The organism is Flavobacteriales bacterium (assembly GCA_016124845.1).
Lineage (GTDB): Bacteria > Bacteroidota > Bacteroidia > UBA10329 > UBA10329 > UBA10329.
Map to the genome: position 1 here is coordinate 29,134 of WGMW01000003.1, position 16,428 is coordinate 45,561.

Genomic DNA, 16,428 nt, shown 5'->3' on the forward strand with positions numbered 1-16,428 from the left:
AATTTACGATTTAGCCTTTGGGGTTTATTGATTCTTGCCCATAGGTAGCCTGCGCTGATTTCTATGACACGACTAAATTATCCTGATACGGTTTTTGGTTTTTTATCACAGCAAAAGCCCTGTGCAGTATCTTGTTTCTTACTGCATTCAAAACGCTCATTTTGTTTTTGCCCTCGGCTACTTTTCTCAGATAATAGGTTCTTAGTTCACCGTCCAAACGGATGGAACTCATTGCGGCCAGATGAAGAATTCCTTTCAGGTCTCTATCAGCATAGTGCGACACCCTACTTCTGCCTCTGACCGATGTTCCGGATGAGTGTTCAAAAGGTACAACGCCAGCGTAACAGGCCATTTTACGCGGGTCGGATATGGAGATGAACCCGTTGGTCTTGTAGAGCAGATTCCAACAAAGGACCTTGCCGATGCCTGTAACCGTCCGCAGAAGTTTGCTCTGCTGATTCAGACTTTCATCCTGCTTCACCAGTTCATCCAGAGCTGTCTCTACGATCTAACATGCTTATTGAGATCTTTGATCAGTCCTCGATTGTTCCCTGTCAATGCTTTTTTGGTGGGACCATTGTCCAAAAGGTCAAAGTCTTTCTGTGCGCAAAGCGTCTGAGTCTTCATTTTTTTCAATCGTCTGCGTTCAGAGATCAGAACACCCAAGGCGTCTATCACCTTTCTTTTCGGTTTCCAGGGAGTGAGTTCCGCGTGGTTCTTTCCGATGAAATTGCAGATACGCTTGGCATCTGTCCGGTCATCCTTGCCCCTTACCAGTCCAAGGCTCTTGCTGATGTGCAGTGGGTTGATGACAAAGACTTTGAAACAATGGTCGCTCAACACACTCAGTAACGGCCAGTTGTACCTTCCGGTGTTCTCCATACCGATAATGAAAAAGCCTTCATTCAAATGTTTCTTGAAGAACTTTCGAATGCTGCCGGTGGTGTTATCAATACGATGGTCATCGTAATTGCCGTCCGACCCCAAGCTGATGTCCAAGGTCTTTTTACTGATGTCCACTCCCACAAATACTTCATGTTTATTCATGATTTTGATTTTAAGAGGTCTACTTAAGGAGAAGGAAGGATACACAGTGGAACTTAACTCCTATAATGGGTCGTGGGTCCGAATTTCTATTTGAGTACTGGCTGTGGTAAGAAAGTGGAGGTCTGAATCAGCGCGTAAGCATCAAAGCTTGGAGCCTGCCGTAGTTCACCTCCTATTTCTTCTTTTCTACATCCTTTTAAAGACTGGTTTACACTTGCAAAATGTCAATGCAAGTCTAAAGGAGCCTGCCGAACTATCGAAGGATTGGCGTTCCCTTGCGTGTTCGTTCAGTTAACTATTTCATGGATTCAAAGGGGCTCATTATGACCCTGTCGAATTCATTCATACAGATAAGGCTCCTGCGCGTACGCCATCTTCCGCACGTTCTCCAACACATGCCGCATGTAAATGCGCCAGAAGGTGTTGGCAAACAGCCAATTGAACGGGTAGAGCAAAGGCGCGTTGGAATGTAGCGTGTACGTATAGGTGATGGCCGTGGTATCGGTATCTATTGCCGTGGTGCTCCATTCGCCCACAAAGCGGGTAAAGCCCAGCATCCACGAAGTGAAATTGCCCACTTCGATCTTCCAGTATTCATTTTCCACGCGTTCCAGCACCGTGTCGGTAGAGCCCACGCCTCCTTTCTGCGTCAGCGAGGGAGCCACATGGATCGCCTTGCTGGCACCCACTTTGCCCCAATCGGCATCATCGGTGGTGTGCGTCACCTTGGGCATCAGCCCGAAACCCGTGTGCACCTTCGTCACATCGCAGAGCATGGGCGTTCGGAACGCTCGCTCCAGAGGACAATCAAAAACCGTACATACCGTTACTTTGAACTCCATTTCATCAGAATAAGCCGTTTCATCCGCTTTTCAAACAGCAGGTAGCTCGCCACGCTGGTCAGGGTAAGGATGACAAAGTAGAGGTAGAACCGTCCATTGCCCAGGGCATCATCAGGTACTACTTGTTCAAATACAAGATATATGGGCCATTGAAGGATGTACAGCGCGTAGCTGGCGTTGCCCAGCAGCTCAAGCGGTTTGGCAGCAAGCAGGCGTGTAAAGGCCGAACGGTCTGCCGCCAACCCCAACAACACCATGAAGTAGATGGGAGAGAGCAGGCCGTTGTGCGTGTAAGGCCGAACTGGGTTCTGCGTGGTAAGGATGCCAACGAAGAGAAGCGCTCCTACCACGTAAAGCACTTTGGAGAGCACTGGGCGAGGATTTTCCGTCAACTGCATCTCTTGAATGAACCGCGCACCCAGCATCCCGAAAACGAACGCGTTGAGATGCCATGGCGGAAAATAAAGGATGAACTGACCGATGGCAGGGTCATTCGGTCGGTACAGGTACTTGGAGGCAAGCACATGCAGCACACCGCTTATCGCCCATAGCGCAAGGGTGGCAACCGTAGCATTTGTAAGCGAAAGCCTGCGGAATGGTACCACCAGCAACGGGAACATGAGATAGAGGAACATCTCCACCGAAATGGACCATCCCGGAAAGTTGATGGCCAGGCAACTGCCCGGGGCCCACGCATGTAGCGACAACGCCTGTAGAATGATGCTCAACCCACGCGGATAGGCGTTCTTGAAGACCATCATCAGCACCAGCGCGGCCACAAATGCCAGCAGGTACGTGGGATAGATGCGGGCAATGCGTTTCAGCATAAAGGGGCCGAACCGTAGCGTTGTATCGTTCATGTAGCGGATGCCCAGCACCATGCCCGACAGGAAAAAAAAGAAGCTGACCGCAATGGAACCTTCATTTACCAGTTCCTTCAGCCCGCCTTGGTCGAATGGAAAGACATCCTTCCCAAAATGGAATACCACTACCAAAGCGGCCGCCAGAAAGCGCAGAAACGTGAACTGACCGATGTACCTCATCCGCCCCGAATGTAGGTTTTAATGAGTATCATTTCCATTGACCGAACCAGATCGACCAGAAATGTAAAAGAGTGTTAATGCCATACAACCGGTTCGTATTATCCTCACATTTGCTGACGCAATGGGAGCAGACGAACACAATATTCCCACCATCGACCTGCCAAGGGTTGTGATCATCGGAGGCGGATTTGCCGGCCTCAAACTGGCAAAGGGTATCGACAGCCGCCTGTACCAAACGGTGCTCATCGACAAGAACAACTATCACACCTTTCAGCCCTTGATGTATCAGGTGGCAAGCTCTGGCCTCGAACCCGATTCCATTGCTTACCCGCTTCGCAAGATCTTCAAAGGCAAAGAGCATTTCCATTTCCGCATGGCGGATGTCTCGAAGGTTGATGTTGAAAGTAAGGTGGTTGAAACGAGCATCGGCCCCATTCATTACGATAAATTGGTGGTGGCCACAGGAGCCGATAGCAATTTCTTCGGAATGGAAAATGTGGAGAAGCACAGCATGCCAATGAAAAATCTCGTGGAGTCATTGAACCTTCGAAGCCGTATTCTCAAATGCTTTGAGAAGGCTCTCAATGCAACCGACATTGCCGAACAGGAAGCACTGATGAGTTTCGTCATAGTTGGTGGAGGTCCAACAGGTGTGGAGTTGGCAGGGGCGCTGGCCGAACTGAAGAAACAGATACTTCCTACCGATTATCCCGATCTGGACATCCGCAGAATGCAGGTGCATGTGGTAGAGGCTGCCGACCGACTGTTGGCCAATATGAGTGACCATGCATCCACCGCAACACTCAAATTCCTCAAATCGATGGGCGTGAACGTCTGGCTCGGCCATCAGGTTAAGGATTTTGACGGCAAAGAGGTGGTTACCGACAAGCATACGTTCCGCAGTCATACGCTTATCTGGGCGGCAGGTGTAAAAGGAATGCCCATTGGCGGGCTGGATGCGAGCTTGACACGCGGCAACCGCCTGGAGACCAATGCCCAGCACGAGGTAAAGGGAATGAGCGACATTTATGCCGTGGGAGATGTTTCAGCTGTAAAATCGGAAACCACACCGAACGGATATCCCATGCTGGCTTCCGTGGCAGGGCAGCAGGGCGCGCATCTGGCCAAGAACCTCAACGCCTTGGCCAAAGGCCGCAAGACCACCGATTTCAAATTCAACGACAAAGGAACCATGGCCACCATTGGCCGTAACCGTGCCGTGGTAGATCTTCCCAATGCCAAGTTCAGCGGGCTGTTCGCTTGGTTCACTTGGATGTTCGTTCACCTGATGCTGCTTGTCGATTTCCGGAGCCGCTTAGTGGTATTCATCAACTGGGCGTGGAGCTACATCAATTTCGATAAGGGAACACGGCTCATCGTTCGTTCGGAGGACGATTGAGCTCTCGTTATATAAAGTTTTCTCTTGAAGGGTTTGGTCATGTCACCACGCATTCAACAATGCGACATGATCTTTCAAATCTGATAAATTCTTCCGTGCCGAAAGTCTTAAGGCTTCCGCTGTTTTAAGGGTTTGGAAGGAGGTTCTATGAATTGGATTCAACAGAAAATCCCACAACTACAAATAAAGGACATTGAAAGTATGACCTTTTCAGCCCATCGGTTTTAGAAAGAACAAGGGGTATAAACATGGAAAATCCCAAGGATGGTCAGAGGGTTGGTCTCTATTCGGATTTGTTCGTTCGCTTCACGGTCTGGTTATGGAGTCCATGGAAAATCATCCTTTCGACCAGGAAAGACGAGAGGATTGAACCTTGCGCCAAATGGATTGTTTACCTTCCACCATGAAGTATTCCATCGTTATAGTATCTATCATTCTCATCGGAGCGATGAGTATTTTCGGAACCACCAAAAACGAACAGAAAATGAGCAGCAGCGAGGCCGCATTGGAGAAAGCAACTTTCGGAGCAGGGTGTTTCTGGTGTGTGGAGGCCATGTTTCAGGACATCAAAGGCGTTACCAGCGTGGTGTCTGGCTACAGTGGCGGACACGTGAAAAATCCGTCTTACAAGGAGGTTTGCACGGGAAGAACGGGCCATGCGGAGGTCATTCAAGTGACCTACGACCCCGATATTGTCTCCTACGAAACGCTGCTGGAGGCCTTCTTCCTCTCGCACGACCCAACGCAACTCAACCGCCAAGGCGCGGATGTAGGTACGCAGTACCGCTCGGTGATCTTCTACCACACGGCTGTGCAACAGCAGTTGGCAGAGGAGAAAAAGGCGGCACTGAACAGGGAAGATGCCTTCGGTGCACCAGTGGTAACTGAGATCTCAGCGTTTGAAACGTTCTACCCAGCGGAAGATTACCATCAGGATTACTACGCCATCAACCCCAACCAGCCGTACTGCTCACGCGTGGTGGGCCCCAAACTGGACAAGTTCAGGAAGGTGTTTAAGGACAAACTCAAGCACTAACCTCTCAGGTGCCGCCACCCTGAGCCTGCCCCGTTGCAGAACGGGGTTTCAGGGTCTAAACCAACTAATTCATCCGCCTCCGAGAAACCCAACCGGGCATTCGTCAAAGTCTCCTCATCAAACCAATCAGCAGCAAGGTCATCCAAATTTGGATTGGCTTCGCTGATAAGATTGAACTTCCATTCACGGTGCCACCGTTTCAGTTGCTTTTCGCGGGAAATGGCCTGCGTCATATCGGGGAAATCCTCGTAATACAAAAGGTATTTACAGTTGTATTTCGAAGCGAATTCGGAACCCGTACCAACCTTATGTCTCAACATTCGCTTTTCCAGATTACCTGTTACACCGATATACAGCACGGTTCGTTCATAGTTGCTGATGATATAGAAGTACCCTTTGATCATGGCCTATCAAAGTTAGTCTCCGTTTCAATCTTCTCAAACGTATCAGGTCGTGTCACCCTGAACTCGTTTCAGGGTCTGTGGTTACAAGGTTCTATGTGGATTCAGATGCTGAAACAAGTTCAGCATGACGCTTCGAGTTATCACACTGCATACGAGAGCGTGTCACCCTGAACTTGTTTCAGGGTCTATCCAATTTGGAACTATGGAATAGATGCTGAATCCGCCTGAGGCGGACAGCATGACGCTCCGATGGAGGTTAACAGAGGATTACTGCGCCATCAACCCCAACCAGCCGTACTGCTCACGCGTGGTAGGCCCCAAACCGGAGAAATTCAGAAAGGTGTTTAAGGATAGGTTGAAGAACTAAGGGTTCAATTTGTAGTAGAGCAGGCATTTCTCTCCAATGACATCTCCATCTTCATTGAAGGTGTCGACAATAACTCCCAATCCAAGTACTTTCTTCTCGAACCTGAGGTTTTCGGGGTCGAAAAACCATTCTTCATCAAAGCGAAGTTTCTTGATTGTAGTCCAATCAGAAAGTTCATAACTGTGAGCTTGAATTTTGTTGTCCGTCATACCGGACAATAATGGGTCACTTGAATACCAATTGGATCTACCATAAAAGAGGGTGGCTAGACCCGTATTGACGTATTCCGTTCTTTCAATGAGACTGTCAAACGGAAATTCACCCCAGAATGCTGGCAACGGAGTTACTGTATCTCGAAGTGCATCAAACTTTAACGCACCAAAAAAACGTTCTCTTTTGGATGGCTCTAGGTAGTTGTGCCACCAGTTATAGTCGTTACACTCATTCTCTTGCGTTTTTGTAACGGGAACATCATAAATTATCCTACCAAGTGAGAATTTTTCTTGAAAAGAATTGATAGTGCTGTCATTGAGTGACGTGTAGTAATTACAGGTCATGCCAATGTTATGGGTGTATTTATCTTGAAAAAGAATGACTCCATTTACAACCTTTTTGAACACATTCGTTTTTTCATCATAGTGCCAGCTTTCTAAGAATGAAAGACTGTTTATCAGGTTTCTGTGTACCTGATTATCTCTTAACGCGTTTTTCCCCTTTTCACATTTGTACTGAATACTATCGTTCCATGAAAAACGACCTTCGGCAAGTGCATGTCTCAACTTATTGAAAGGTTGAACCATATTTCCAACCTGATCGCCCCAATAATAGCTCGCTTGTAGTTTCCCATCTCGAATTAAGTCGCACAGTTGATTTATGGCCTTGGTTTTTGATGAGTCGTCCAAAAACTCATAATAGTCACCAACCTTGCTCTTCTTTCCGTCAAATCTTACCGTGTAGATTATTCTATCAGTTATTTCTTCAAATGATTGTGCTCTTACATGGCCTCCATAAAGGCTGAGAAGTACTAGAAGCGAAAAGATGCGAAATGGATTCATTCCTTAGTTATGAAACTCAAAATCCCCATCCTTCACCTTCTTGGTAGCGCGCATGTAATTGAAAGTGAAATCGGGCCAAACGGAGGTGTTCTTGCCCGTTTTGGAGATGTACCAACTGTTGCAGCCGCCCACAGCCCACACGGTGGTGGCCAGTTTGCGCTGTATGTCCGCGTTGTAGGTTTGCTGCACTTCGGGCTTCACATCCAGCGCCTTAGCGTGGTGGCGTTGCAGCGCTTTCAGGCATTCGATGGTGTATTGTACTGCAGCCTCTATCATAATGATCATGCTGGTGTGGCCCAGTCCCGTGTTGGGGCCAATGAGCATGAACATGTTCGGGAAACCGCTCACCACCGTTCCGAGATACGCTTCGGGGCCGTCCTTCCAAACATCCAGCAGTTGCTGCCCGTCCTTGCCCGAAACCTTGAACCATGTGGGGAAATCGGCCGCCTCGAACCCTGTGGCGTAAATGATCACATCCACCTTGGTCTCGCGGCCATCCTTGCCCAGTAGGCCGCTTTCGGTAATGCGCTCAATGCCTTCGGTGTGCAGTTGCACGTTCTCCTTGGCAATGGCAGGGTAGAACACGTTGGATGGCAGAATGCGCTTGCAACCGGGACTGTAGTTCGGGGTCAGTTTCTCGCGCAGTTCGGGGTCTTTGATGCCTTTTTTCAAATGACGTTTTCCGATGCCTGCAATGAGTTTCGTCCATTTCGGATTAAACACGATGAGGTTCACCGTGAATTCGTTCTGCCAATAGATGCGCCAACGGTACAGTTTCTGAACCAACGGAAGGTGTTTGAAAAGCCACTTTTCGAAGCCTTTCATTTCTCGGTCTGGTTTGGGGATGACCCACGCAGGTGTGCGCTGATAAAGGTGCAGTTCCGCAACGGTATCGACTATGTTCGGTACAATTTGAACTGCGCTGGCACCCGTGCCCACCACGGCCACTTTCTTGCCTTTCAAGTCTACGTCATGCCGCCATTTCGAAGAATGGAAATGCGGCCCTTTGAAATCATTGATTCCTTCCAAATTCGGGAACACGGGACGGTTGAGCGGCCCCATGCCGTTTATCCACTTGTTGCATTTAAAACTGGTGCCATCCGCCAAGTTGATAGTCCACTCGGAAGTGGCTGCATCATAATCGCCACCCAGCACCGATTTCCCGTAACGGATGTACGGCTCCAGCCCGTATTTCTGCACGCAATGCTTGGTGTAATCGTATATCTCTCTGTGATTGGCGAACATGCGGCTCCAGTTCGGATTGGGTTCAAACGAGTAGGAGTAGAGGTGCGAGTGCACATCGCAGGCCGCACCCGGATAGGTGTTGTCGCGCCACGTGCCGCCCACATCGTCAGAACGTTCGAGAATCAGGAAATCCTTGAAGCCGTTTTCGAGCAGTTTGATGCCCATGCAAACGCCCGCAAATCCGGTTCCTACAACTACAATGTCAACTTTCGATGGAAGTTCGTTCACGTTATTTATTGAACAGATGGGTACATGTGTTTAGCCACAGATGCACAGATTGACACTGATTTTCACAGAGAATATTTAATCCGTGTTTTCTGTGAAAATCTGTGCATCTGTGGCTATAAAATGTTCTGTTTCTTTTCGGCAGGAGTCAATTCCTGAATCCAAGAATTATCATACGGAACGAATATACCCGAATTGTCGGCTTCTTCTTTGGTGATTTTCGTATCCACGTAATGCGCCAATACCTTGAACGCAGTTGGTTTCATGTCTTTCAGTACCAGCAACGCGGTGTTCATGCCCGATTTAACGGCTATGGGAACGCCACCGCCAAGGTCTGCCCAATGGCCACCAAGCCAAAGGTTCTTCACGGGCGTTCTGTGCCCCGCAATTTTGGCCTGCATGTTTGCCTTTCCAGGGCGCGCACCCATCAGCGAGCCATCGCGGTTTCCCGTGTAGCGCCAGTGCGTAATAGGCGTTGCGATGTCGCAATACTCAATGTGCGAACGGATGTCCTTGCCGAGTTTCTTCTCCACGCGGTCAATGAGCACATCTGCATATTCCTGCTTGAATTTCTTGTACGCCTCGCCACGTTTCAGATGACCGTGTTCATCGATTTCCGTCATCCATTGCTCATTCTGATGGAACCGTGCGTAGCAGTAAATGGTCATGGTGCCTTTGCCTTTCGGTGCCAATGATGGGTCGCGGAACGAAGGAGCGAGAACGCTGATGCCCGCTTTGTGCGGGTCGCCTGCGTTGTGCTCCGTGCGTTTCACATCATCACGCACAATGAAAAGCATGGCGTCATCCAGACCGAGTTCTTCCACAGGGCAATTCAGTGCTAAGTTGATGGTCACAGCCGAGCTGTAGAGTTCCGCGTCCTTCAGTTTCTTCTTGATGGTGGTTGGAACAGCCGTGTCGGGAAGCATCTTCTCATACAGCGTTTCCACATCGCAAGCGGCAATGATGTGCTTGGCTTTTACGGTGAATTTCTCGCCTTTTCTGTCGAGGGTGACGCCCTTGGCCTGCCCATTTTCCAGTTCAATTTTCTCAACCCGATATTGGAAATGAACGTCATTTCCGAGTTTCTCGGTCACGTATTGCAACCACTCAGGAAATACCTGACTTCCACCTTTCGGTGGACTCTGATAATCGCTATAATACGCCCATCCGATAGGCACCAACGCAGAAAGCAATTCCTCTTCCGACCCAAAGATTTTCAGCATTTCAGGGTCTTTGAAGTAGCGCTGCAATCCTTTCACCGTTCCTTCGGGTCCTGTAAAACGGATGTGCTTCAGAAACGCCATTGCGAATTCCAACCGTTGCATGTTGAAGAAGAATTTCTCCAAGAAACCCATTGTTTCCAACGAACGCGAGAAAGCGGGCAGTCCGTCAAACGACTTTCCTATCTGCTTGGCATCCTTGAAAAAGCGTTCAATGCCGTCCTTCTCGTGCAGGAACTTGGCAATGAGCTCTGCTTTCAGTTCATCGGGATTGTTGGTGAGATGATAGCTGTACGTATCGCCCACATATCGCTTGATGTTCGGCTGAATTTCTGCCACAGGATGGTCGTTTCCAATGAAATCGAAAACGCGGGTTACCAGACCTCGCGGTCCGCACTGGTTCAACCAATGAATGGCGCTATCAAAACGGAAATCCTTCCTGCGGAAACCTGCCAGATAACCCCCTGGCCGACTGTCCATTTCGAAAACGCCAACGGAAAGTCCAGCACGGCTTAGCAGCGCAGCAGAGGTCAGTCCGCTAACGCCCGCACCGATGACAACCACATCGTAGGATGGTTTGATGGGTTGGTGACGCATCAAGCTTTGGCCTTGGCCATCTTTTCAATATCCACCACCTGAGCCAGCGTGCGGATGATGGTGTTGTGCTTGCTCACGAACGGATTTGTCTTGTCCCAAACATAGCCTGCAAGCACAGAAGTGAGTTGCTTTTTCATCAACGGGTTGATGTTCACGTGGAAGAAGATCTTCTGCAAATTGCCTGTGTACCATTCCTTCACATAGGTTCGGAAAACGTCAATACCGTATTCCAAAAACTCCACGTAATCTTTCTGCCAATCGACTTGTTCGCCTTTCAGTTGGCGGTCAACCAGCTTAGCAGCGGTAATTCCAGATTGCGTTGCGAACGCCACACCCGAAGAGAAAACAGGGTCGAGGAACTCGGTGGTGTTTCCTGTAAGCACGTAGCGGTCACCGAAGAAACGGTCGGAATGACGCGTGTAATCGCCATGCACTTTCGGTTCGAACATGTAGGTCTTATCCTTGAAACGCTCTGCGAATTTCTTCGACCGCTTGAACATATTATTGAAGGCCGCATTCACATCGGCACCGTCCTGCGTAAACTCATCGAAGTATTTCTTGTTGCCCACAAAACCAAGCGAAGTAATGCCATTATTGAACGGAATCACCCACAGCCAAAGGTCTGTTTCGAGGATGTCGAAAGAGATCTGCATCGGTGTTGGGAACGTGTCGCGCGTATCGTCCAGAAAGTGCGTGTAAGTGGCCATGTTACTCGTTGGCGAAACATGTGTTGGAATTTCCAGCATCTTGGCCAGAACGCCACCGTAGCCGCTGCTATCTACCACAAATTGGGCTGTGTAATCCACAGTTCCAGTTGGTGTGTTGACGTTGAAGCGCACTACATCCTCATCAAAACTCAGGTCGCCAAGCGTGCTCTCATAAAGGATTTCAACGCCTTTCTTTTCGGTTTCATCTGCCAACGTTTTGTCAAATTCGCCTCGCGGGGCTTGCCAGGCGTAGGTCCAGCCAGGCGTGAAATTATCATCGAACGAAATACGGAATTCAATACCGTCTCGGATGAAAAGCGCTCCTTCCTTGATTTCGAATTGCTTCTCTTCCAAAGCGGGGAGAAGGCCTGTTTCCTCATAATGTTCCATCGAAATGGGAAGCAGACTCTCACCGATCACAAAGCGTGGAAACTTGGCGCGTTCCACAATCGTGACCTTGTAACCCTGATTGGCCAAATGCGAAGCGGCCACCGATCCAGATGGTCCTGCTCCTATGACTAAGACATCAATATTTTTCATTTACATGGATTTGGCCACAGATGCTCAGATTTTCACTGATTCTGCACAGAAAATTGATCAGAGAAATCTGTGTAAATCCGTGAATCTGTGGCGTTAAAGTGTTCACTCGGTGTCCTTAATTCGTTTTAATAATTGCTTCTTATCCAAAAATTGACTGCATGTGACGATTGAACTGATGGTAACACCAAAGATGCCATGCAGGTTCAAATATTGTCCAGTCAACCAAAGGTTGGGGATTTTTGTTTGCGGAGAGATGAAATTCGTCAGCCCTCTGCGGAAATCTTTTTCGGTTCCGTACATGTTTCCATCATCATTGCCGATGTAATCGCGGAAAGTAAGCGGGGTTGAAGCATGCACACTTTGAATGCAGTTTCTGATCTCAGGGAAACGCTTTTCAACCGCATCCAATAACTGTTCGGTTTTCTGATGTTTCCAAGCTTCGTAATCGGATGGGCGTTCGTGCGGGGAAACAATCGTGTTCTGCGAATTCGCCCATTGTTCCACTTCATCAAACCGCATGTAGGTCATGATGGAAATGCCGTCTGCCCATTCATCCGACTTTGAAGTGGCGGGCGTGCAAAGCAGGTATTGCAACGGCCATTCAGCTTCCGTGTAATCAGGTTTGGCCCAAACATGATTGGAAGTGTGGTGATAAACATTGTAGTTCAGATACGGGAACGATTGTGGCTTGCAAACGATGTGCACCGAAAAGCTGGAAAGCGTGTGTAGAGCGCGCTGAAACCGATTGTAAAATGACGGTTTGAAATGCTCCTTTCCGATCATCTGCAACAGCACTTTCGGTTGAATGTTGGAGATGAAATTCTTGCCTTGGAAGGTTTCTCCGTCTTCGGTTTTCGCGGCCGTGAGTTGACCACTTTCCAGTTCAAAACCGACCACTTTCTTTCTTCGCAGCACTTCACCGCCTTTCTCGCGGATGCGCTTGGAAAGTTCCTTGGCCAATTGCGAACCGCCATCCACGCAACGGTATGCGCTCAACACATATCCATGCGTGACCAACGCATGAATATAGAGTGGACACTTCTCAGCAGAACCCGCGTAAAGCAAGTTTGAACCCGCCAGGACTGCCCGTAATTTCGGGTTGAGTGTAAGTCCATCGATCAACTCTTTGGCACCAAGACCCAATAGGCCGATGTCTGTATGGTCTTGCTCCGAGAATTCAAGTTGATCCAACGGGAACGTGGTCACGGTTTCCTGAATGGTTCGGCTGTAAAGTTGAATGGCTTTTTCTTCATCAGGAAACTCCTTGATCAATTCGTCTTCGAAAGCTTCCCAAGAACTGGTATGATGGAATTTCGAGCCGTCATCAAAACTTATTTGGTCGAAATGGTTGTCCATCTTCTTCCATTTCACACTTTCTGTAAGTCCGAAGTATTTGAAGTAGGAGTGAAGTGGTTGGCCTTCGTCCAGCGCGGGCAGATAATGCACGCCTGTATCGAAAACCGTTTTGTCCCTACTGAAAACCTGTAACGAGCCGCCCAACTGTTGGTTCTTTTCCAGCACACAGATACTGAAACCATGGTCAGCCAAGATGTAAGCACATTGCAAGCCACCCAGCCCACTACCAATGATCACGAAATCGTACACCTTCTCCGTCATTCGCTGCGAAGGTCGCAAACGCGCGGTTAATTGGATTACGGTGATTTACGGATGAGGAAATGAAAAACGTGAAACATGTAATTGAAGTTATCTTTTGAGTTAACTTTGCGGTGTGGTAAGGAAAATCATCTTCTTCGAAACGCACTTTATTGAGTTCTATCAGGAGCAGGACGCGAAGGTGAAAGCCAAGATCCAGTACGTGCTTGAACTGATAAAACAGGTTGACCGCGTGCCAGAGAAATTCCTGAAACACTTGGAGGGAACGGATGGTCTGTATGAGATACGGGTCGAGTTCCAATCGAACATTTACCGCATCTTCTGTTGTTTTGATGAAGGACGGTTGGTGATACACTTCAACGGTTTTCAGAAGAAAACGCAGAAGACACCGAAGAACGAAATTGAAAAGGCGCAGCGTTTGATGCGGCAATATTTTGAACAGAAAAGCAATTGAAAATGGACAGATACGCGAACATCAAGGATTTTGACCAGCTTGTTGAACTCGAACATGGAAAGGTCGGTTCTGAAAGTAGAAACCGCTATGAGGAGAATGCACAGATGTTCATCATCTCTGAGATGTTGAAGGCTGCACGCAAGGAGGCCAATCTTACGCAAGAGCAATTAGCAGAAAAGACAGGCACCAAGAAGAGCTACATATCCAAATTGGAGAACGCCAAAGGGAACATTCAACTTTCCACGCTCATCCGCATTTTTGAGCAGGGGCTTAACAAGCGAATTGGGCTTACCTTTCTGTGATGGTTGGAATAGATGCTGAAACAAGTTCAGCATGACGGCAACGGTTTACCATTAAACTTCTCAGAGTGCGTCAACCTGAACTTGTTTCAGGTTCTGTTTTTCGAGATGTACGCACATTGCAGGCCGCCCAGCCCACTACCGATGATCACGAAATCGTACAGCTTCTCCGTCATTCGCTGCGAAGGTCGCAAACGCGCGGTTAATTGGATTACGGTGATTTACTGACTGTCACTTCAACACGTCCGCAATGCTTTCATCCTTATCGAAAACGCTTTTCGCATAAGGACAAAGCGGCAGGATCTTCTTGTTCTCGCGCCTTGCCTTGGAAACTATGGCGTCCAAAAGTTTTCTCCCAACGCCTTGACCGCGGAACTTGTCTGAAACTTCGGTGTGATCGATAATGATCAGATCATCTCCAGCGATGGAGTAGGTCATTGCCGCTTCAGGTTTGCTGAATTCGCCAATGTATGCAGCACCTTTGCTGCCTTGTTCTTTCAGTAGAATTTCCATGGATAGTTTGACAAGCTTGAAGGTAACACCCGAGTTTGTTTGATGGTTCAATTTTTCGGAAAGCTGGAAAAAGAAAGCGGCCCGATGGAATTTCCATCGGATCGCCTATTTCAGTGAGTTCAGAATTACTTCTGTGGGCTCATTTTATTGAACATGTAGCGGGCAATTTTCCATTCGCCATTAACTTTTTCGAACACGAAAAGCTCGCGGTTTTCTTCTGGAACGGTCTGTCCAAGTGCGTGTATCAGGGTTGTTCCTTTGGATGTAGTTGTGGCAAACGCAAAGTTGTTCTCTACGGTGATCTCCTCGATGAAGAATTCAATGTTCAGCTGAATTTGCGAGAACACGAATTCATATGCCTTTCTGATATTCTCCGTTCCGTTGGCAGATGGCGCTTCGGATGGCATGAACACGCCATCTTTCGCATAAAGGCTGGTTGAAAGTTCAGCGTTGGAGGTGTTCAGAGAGGTCTTGTACACTTCCAGAAGTTGTTCAATCTGTTGTTTGTCTTGTTTTTCCATTGTTGCTGTGTTTTGAGGATTTGACGTTTCGGTTTTTGAGTTACATGCGATGAGTGCCATCGCGATAATGATTGCTGAGAAATACTTCATGGCGTTTTGTTTTTGGTTCGATACAAAGGTGAACCATGCGAGGCAGCCCCACCCATAAGGTTGATTAAGAAATGGTCTTAATGTAGATTAAGATTTGCCATTGCCGAGCACGGTTTCCTTCCGGATCTTACTCAGAAACTCGGGCGTTACGCCAATGTAAGAGGCGATCTGAACGTTGGAAATGCGGTTGAAAAGATGCGGATGGTTTTCGAGGAAATCGAGATACCGTTCTTCGGCTGACGAACTGATGTTCTGAAGCACACGCTTCTGAAGGGCCACAAACGCATCCTCGATCATCACGCGGAAGTTGCGGTCAAACTTGGGGTAGTTGACGTAGAAATGGAGCAGGTCGGGTCGCTCGATCTGAATGACCACCGAATTCTCGATGGCTTCGATGTAAAGTTCGCTTGGCTTTTCGGTGTGGAAACTGCCAATGTCGCAGATCCACTCATTCTCAATGGCAAACTGAAGGTTGTGTTCCTTGCCCGTTCCGTCCACCTTGTACATGCGGAAACAGCCTTCCACCACAAACGTGTAGCGCGTGCAGATATCACCTTCCTGAAGAATGAACTGGCGTCTTTTTATCCGTCTTTCCGTAGCACGTTTTTCCAACTCCTCAATTTCCTGCTTTTCCAATGGCAGGTAATTAGACAACTGATCGATGACGGGTTGAAGGTTCATTTCGCTTTCCTCAAAACGAAAGTAACACAAGTCAAATTTGGAAACGCGCGGTTAATTGGATTACGGTGATTTACGGAGGGTTTGAGCAAAGTCAAAATATGTCAGTAGTAGCGTTAACAAAACTATACCCGTGATGAAGGCGAGATGATGAGTAATATTCCTTACCGTCAAACTCAAATGTTTTCTAACAGTTTTTCCAAAAACGAGAACGAGGAATATTGTGAAGAATAAACAAAGAATTGTAATATAGATTTCCCCATAAGAAATCAGGAAGTCAGCCAAATTTTGACTTGGCTGAGGATTAGTTTTGTTAAGAACAGAGATTGCCCTGTACAGGTAGAACACCTGAGGGTAAACTGATATCCAAAGTCCGATTTTAACTCTTCTCAGGATAAGTGCTAAACCCAAAACCATGAGAAGAATTGGAAACAATTTCTCCAGAAACATAAAATCGGTTGCATCAAAATAACGCAGGTAATGTGTTGATAGAATGAGGCTGTTCCCAATTGATACAATCAACCCTGAAATG

17 protein-coding genes and 1 pseudogene are annotated in these 16,428 nt (G+C 48.0%); 5 read left to right on the forward strand and 13 right to left on the reverse strand.

What is annotated here, in order from left to right:
- Positions 1–61 precede the first annotated feature (61 nt).
- The 4 genes from GC178_00855 to GC178_00870 form a co-directional block, all read right to left on the reverse strand.
- Positions 62–508, reverse strand: coding sequence for a transposase (locus tag GC178_00855; GenBank protein MBI1286105.1), 447 nt, complete (start codon positions 506–508; stop codon positions 62–64).
- Positions 502–1,047 (reverse strand): transposase, encoded by a 546-nt coding sequence (locus GC178_00860; protein ID MBI1286106.1) that lies wholly within the window; start codon positions 1,045–1,047, stop codon positions 502–504. Before GC178_00860 ends, GC178_00855 begins: the two co-directional genes overlap by 7 nt.
- A 338-nt stretch (positions 1,048–1,385) precedes the next feature.
- On the reverse strand, positions 1,386–1,889 hold the full coding sequence (locus GC178_00865; GenBank protein ID MBI1286107.1) for a hypothetical protein: 504 nt from the start codon (positions 1,887–1,889) through the stop codon (positions 1,386–1,388).
- Positions 1,874–2,932: an acyltransferase family protein gene (locus tag GC178_00870; protein MBI1286108.1), complete on the reverse strand. Its 1,059-nt coding sequence runs from the start codon at positions 2,930–2,932 to the stop codon at positions 1,874–1,876. The genes GC178_00865 and GC178_00870 overlap by 16 nt, the downstream gene beginning before the upstream one ends.
- Positions 2,933–3,053: 121 nt before the next feature.
- On the opposite strand from GC178_00870, the gene GC178_00875 reads away from it, so the two are divergent.
- Positions 3,054–4,331, forward strand: coding sequence for an NAD(P)/FAD-dependent oxidoreductase (locus GC178_00875; GenBank protein MBI1286109.1), 1,278 nt, complete (start codon positions 3,054–3,056; stop codon positions 4,329–4,331).
- Positions 4,332–4,815: 484 nt separating this feature from the next.
- Entirely contained in the window at positions 4,816–5,367 is a 552-nt protein-coding gene (gene msrA / locus GC178_00880; protein MBI1286110.1) for a peptide-methionine (S)-S-oxide reductase MsrA, read from the forward strand.
- Here the strand turns inward: msrA and GC178_00885 are convergent.
- Positions 5,364–5,771, reverse strand: coding sequence for a hypothetical protein (locus tag GC178_00885; GenBank protein MBI1286111.1), 408 nt, complete (start codon positions 5,769–5,771; stop codon positions 5,364–5,366). The genes msrA and GC178_00885 overlap by 4 nt on opposite strands.
- A 280-nt stretch (positions 5,772–6,051) precedes the next feature.
- Here GC178_00885 and GC178_00890 point away from each other — a divergent pair.
- Positions 6,052–6,138 (forward strand): annotated as a pseudogene (locus tag GC178_00890) (peptide-methionine (S)-S-oxide reductase).
- Here GC178_00890 and GC178_00895 read toward each other — a convergent pair.
- The 5 genes from GC178_00895 to GC178_00915 all read right to left on the reverse strand — a co-directional run bounded on the left by GC178_00895 (position 6,135) and on the right by GC178_00915 (position 13,344).
- Positions 6,135–7,193, reverse strand: a complete 1,059-nt coding sequence (locus tag GC178_00895; GenBank protein ID MBI1286112.1) for a hypothetical protein — start codon at positions 7,191–7,193, stop codon at positions 6,135–6,137. The pseudogene GC178_00890 and the gene GC178_00895 sit on opposite strands and share 4 nt — an antisense overlap.
- Positions 7,194–7,196: 3 nt before the next feature.
- Complete coding sequence (locus GC178_00900) at positions 7,197–8,666, reverse strand: NAD(P)-binding protein (GenBank protein ID MBI1286113.1); 1,470 nt, start codon at positions 8,664–8,666, stop codon at positions 7,197–7,199.
- Between the two features lie 113 nt (positions 8,667–8,779).
- Positions 8,780–10,480, reverse strand: a complete 1,701-nt coding sequence (locus tag GC178_00905) for an NAD(P)-binding protein (GenBank protein MBI1286114.1) — start codon at positions 10,478–10,480, stop codon at positions 8,780–8,782.
- The gene (locus GC178_00910; GenBank protein ID MBI1286115.1) at positions 10,480–11,727 is read right to left on the reverse strand and encodes an FAD-dependent oxidoreductase; all 1,248 of its coding nucleotides are present in this window, start codon (positions 11,725–11,727) and stop codon (positions 10,480–10,482) included. The genes GC178_00905 and GC178_00910 overlap by 1 nt, the downstream gene beginning before the upstream one ends.
- A 102-nt stretch (positions 11,728–11,829) precedes the next feature.
- On the reverse strand, positions 11,830–13,344 hold the full coding sequence (locus GC178_00915; protein MBI1286116.1) for an FAD-dependent oxidoreductase: 1,515 nt from the start codon (positions 13,342–13,344) through the stop codon (positions 11,830–11,832).
- Between the two features lie 112 nt (positions 13,345–13,456).
- Between GC178_00915 and GC178_00920 the strand changes: the two genes are divergently transcribed.
- The gene (locus tag GC178_00920) at positions 13,457–13,795 is read left to right on the forward strand and encodes a type II toxin-antitoxin system RelE/ParE family toxin (protein MBI1286117.1); all 339 of its coding nucleotides are present in this window, start codon (positions 13,457–13,459) and stop codon (positions 13,793–13,795) included.
- Positions 13,796–13,797: 2 nt separating this feature from the next.
- Positions 13,798–14,097: a helix-turn-helix domain-containing protein gene (locus tag GC178_00925; protein ID MBI1286118.1), complete on the forward strand. Its 300-nt coding sequence runs from the start codon at positions 13,798–13,800 to the stop codon at positions 14,095–14,097.
- Between the two features lie 228 nt (positions 14,098–14,325).
- Here GC178_00925 and GC178_00930 read toward each other — a convergent pair whose 3' ends face one another.
- The 3 genes from GC178_00930 to GC178_00940 all read right to left on the reverse strand — a co-directional run bounded on the left by GC178_00930 (position 14,326) and on the right by GC178_00940 (position 15,899).
- The gene (locus GC178_00930; GenBank protein MBI1286119.1) at positions 14,326–14,607 is read right to left on the reverse strand and encodes a GNAT family N-acetyltransferase; all 282 of its coding nucleotides are present in this window, start codon (positions 14,605–14,607) and stop codon (positions 14,326–14,328) included.
- Positions 14,608–14,732: 125 nt separating this feature from the next.
- Positions 14,733–15,218, reverse strand: a complete 486-nt coding sequence (locus tag GC178_00935; protein ID MBI1286120.1) for an SgcJ/EcaC family oxidoreductase — start codon at positions 15,216–15,218, stop codon at positions 14,733–14,735.
- Positions 15,219–15,305: 87 nt separating this feature from the next.
- Positions 15,306–15,899, reverse strand: coding sequence for a cyclic nucleotide-binding domain-containing protein (locus GC178_00940; GenBank protein ID MBI1286121.1), 594 nt, complete (start codon positions 15,897–15,899; stop codon positions 15,306–15,308).
- Positions 15,900–16,428 lie beyond the last annotated feature (529 nt).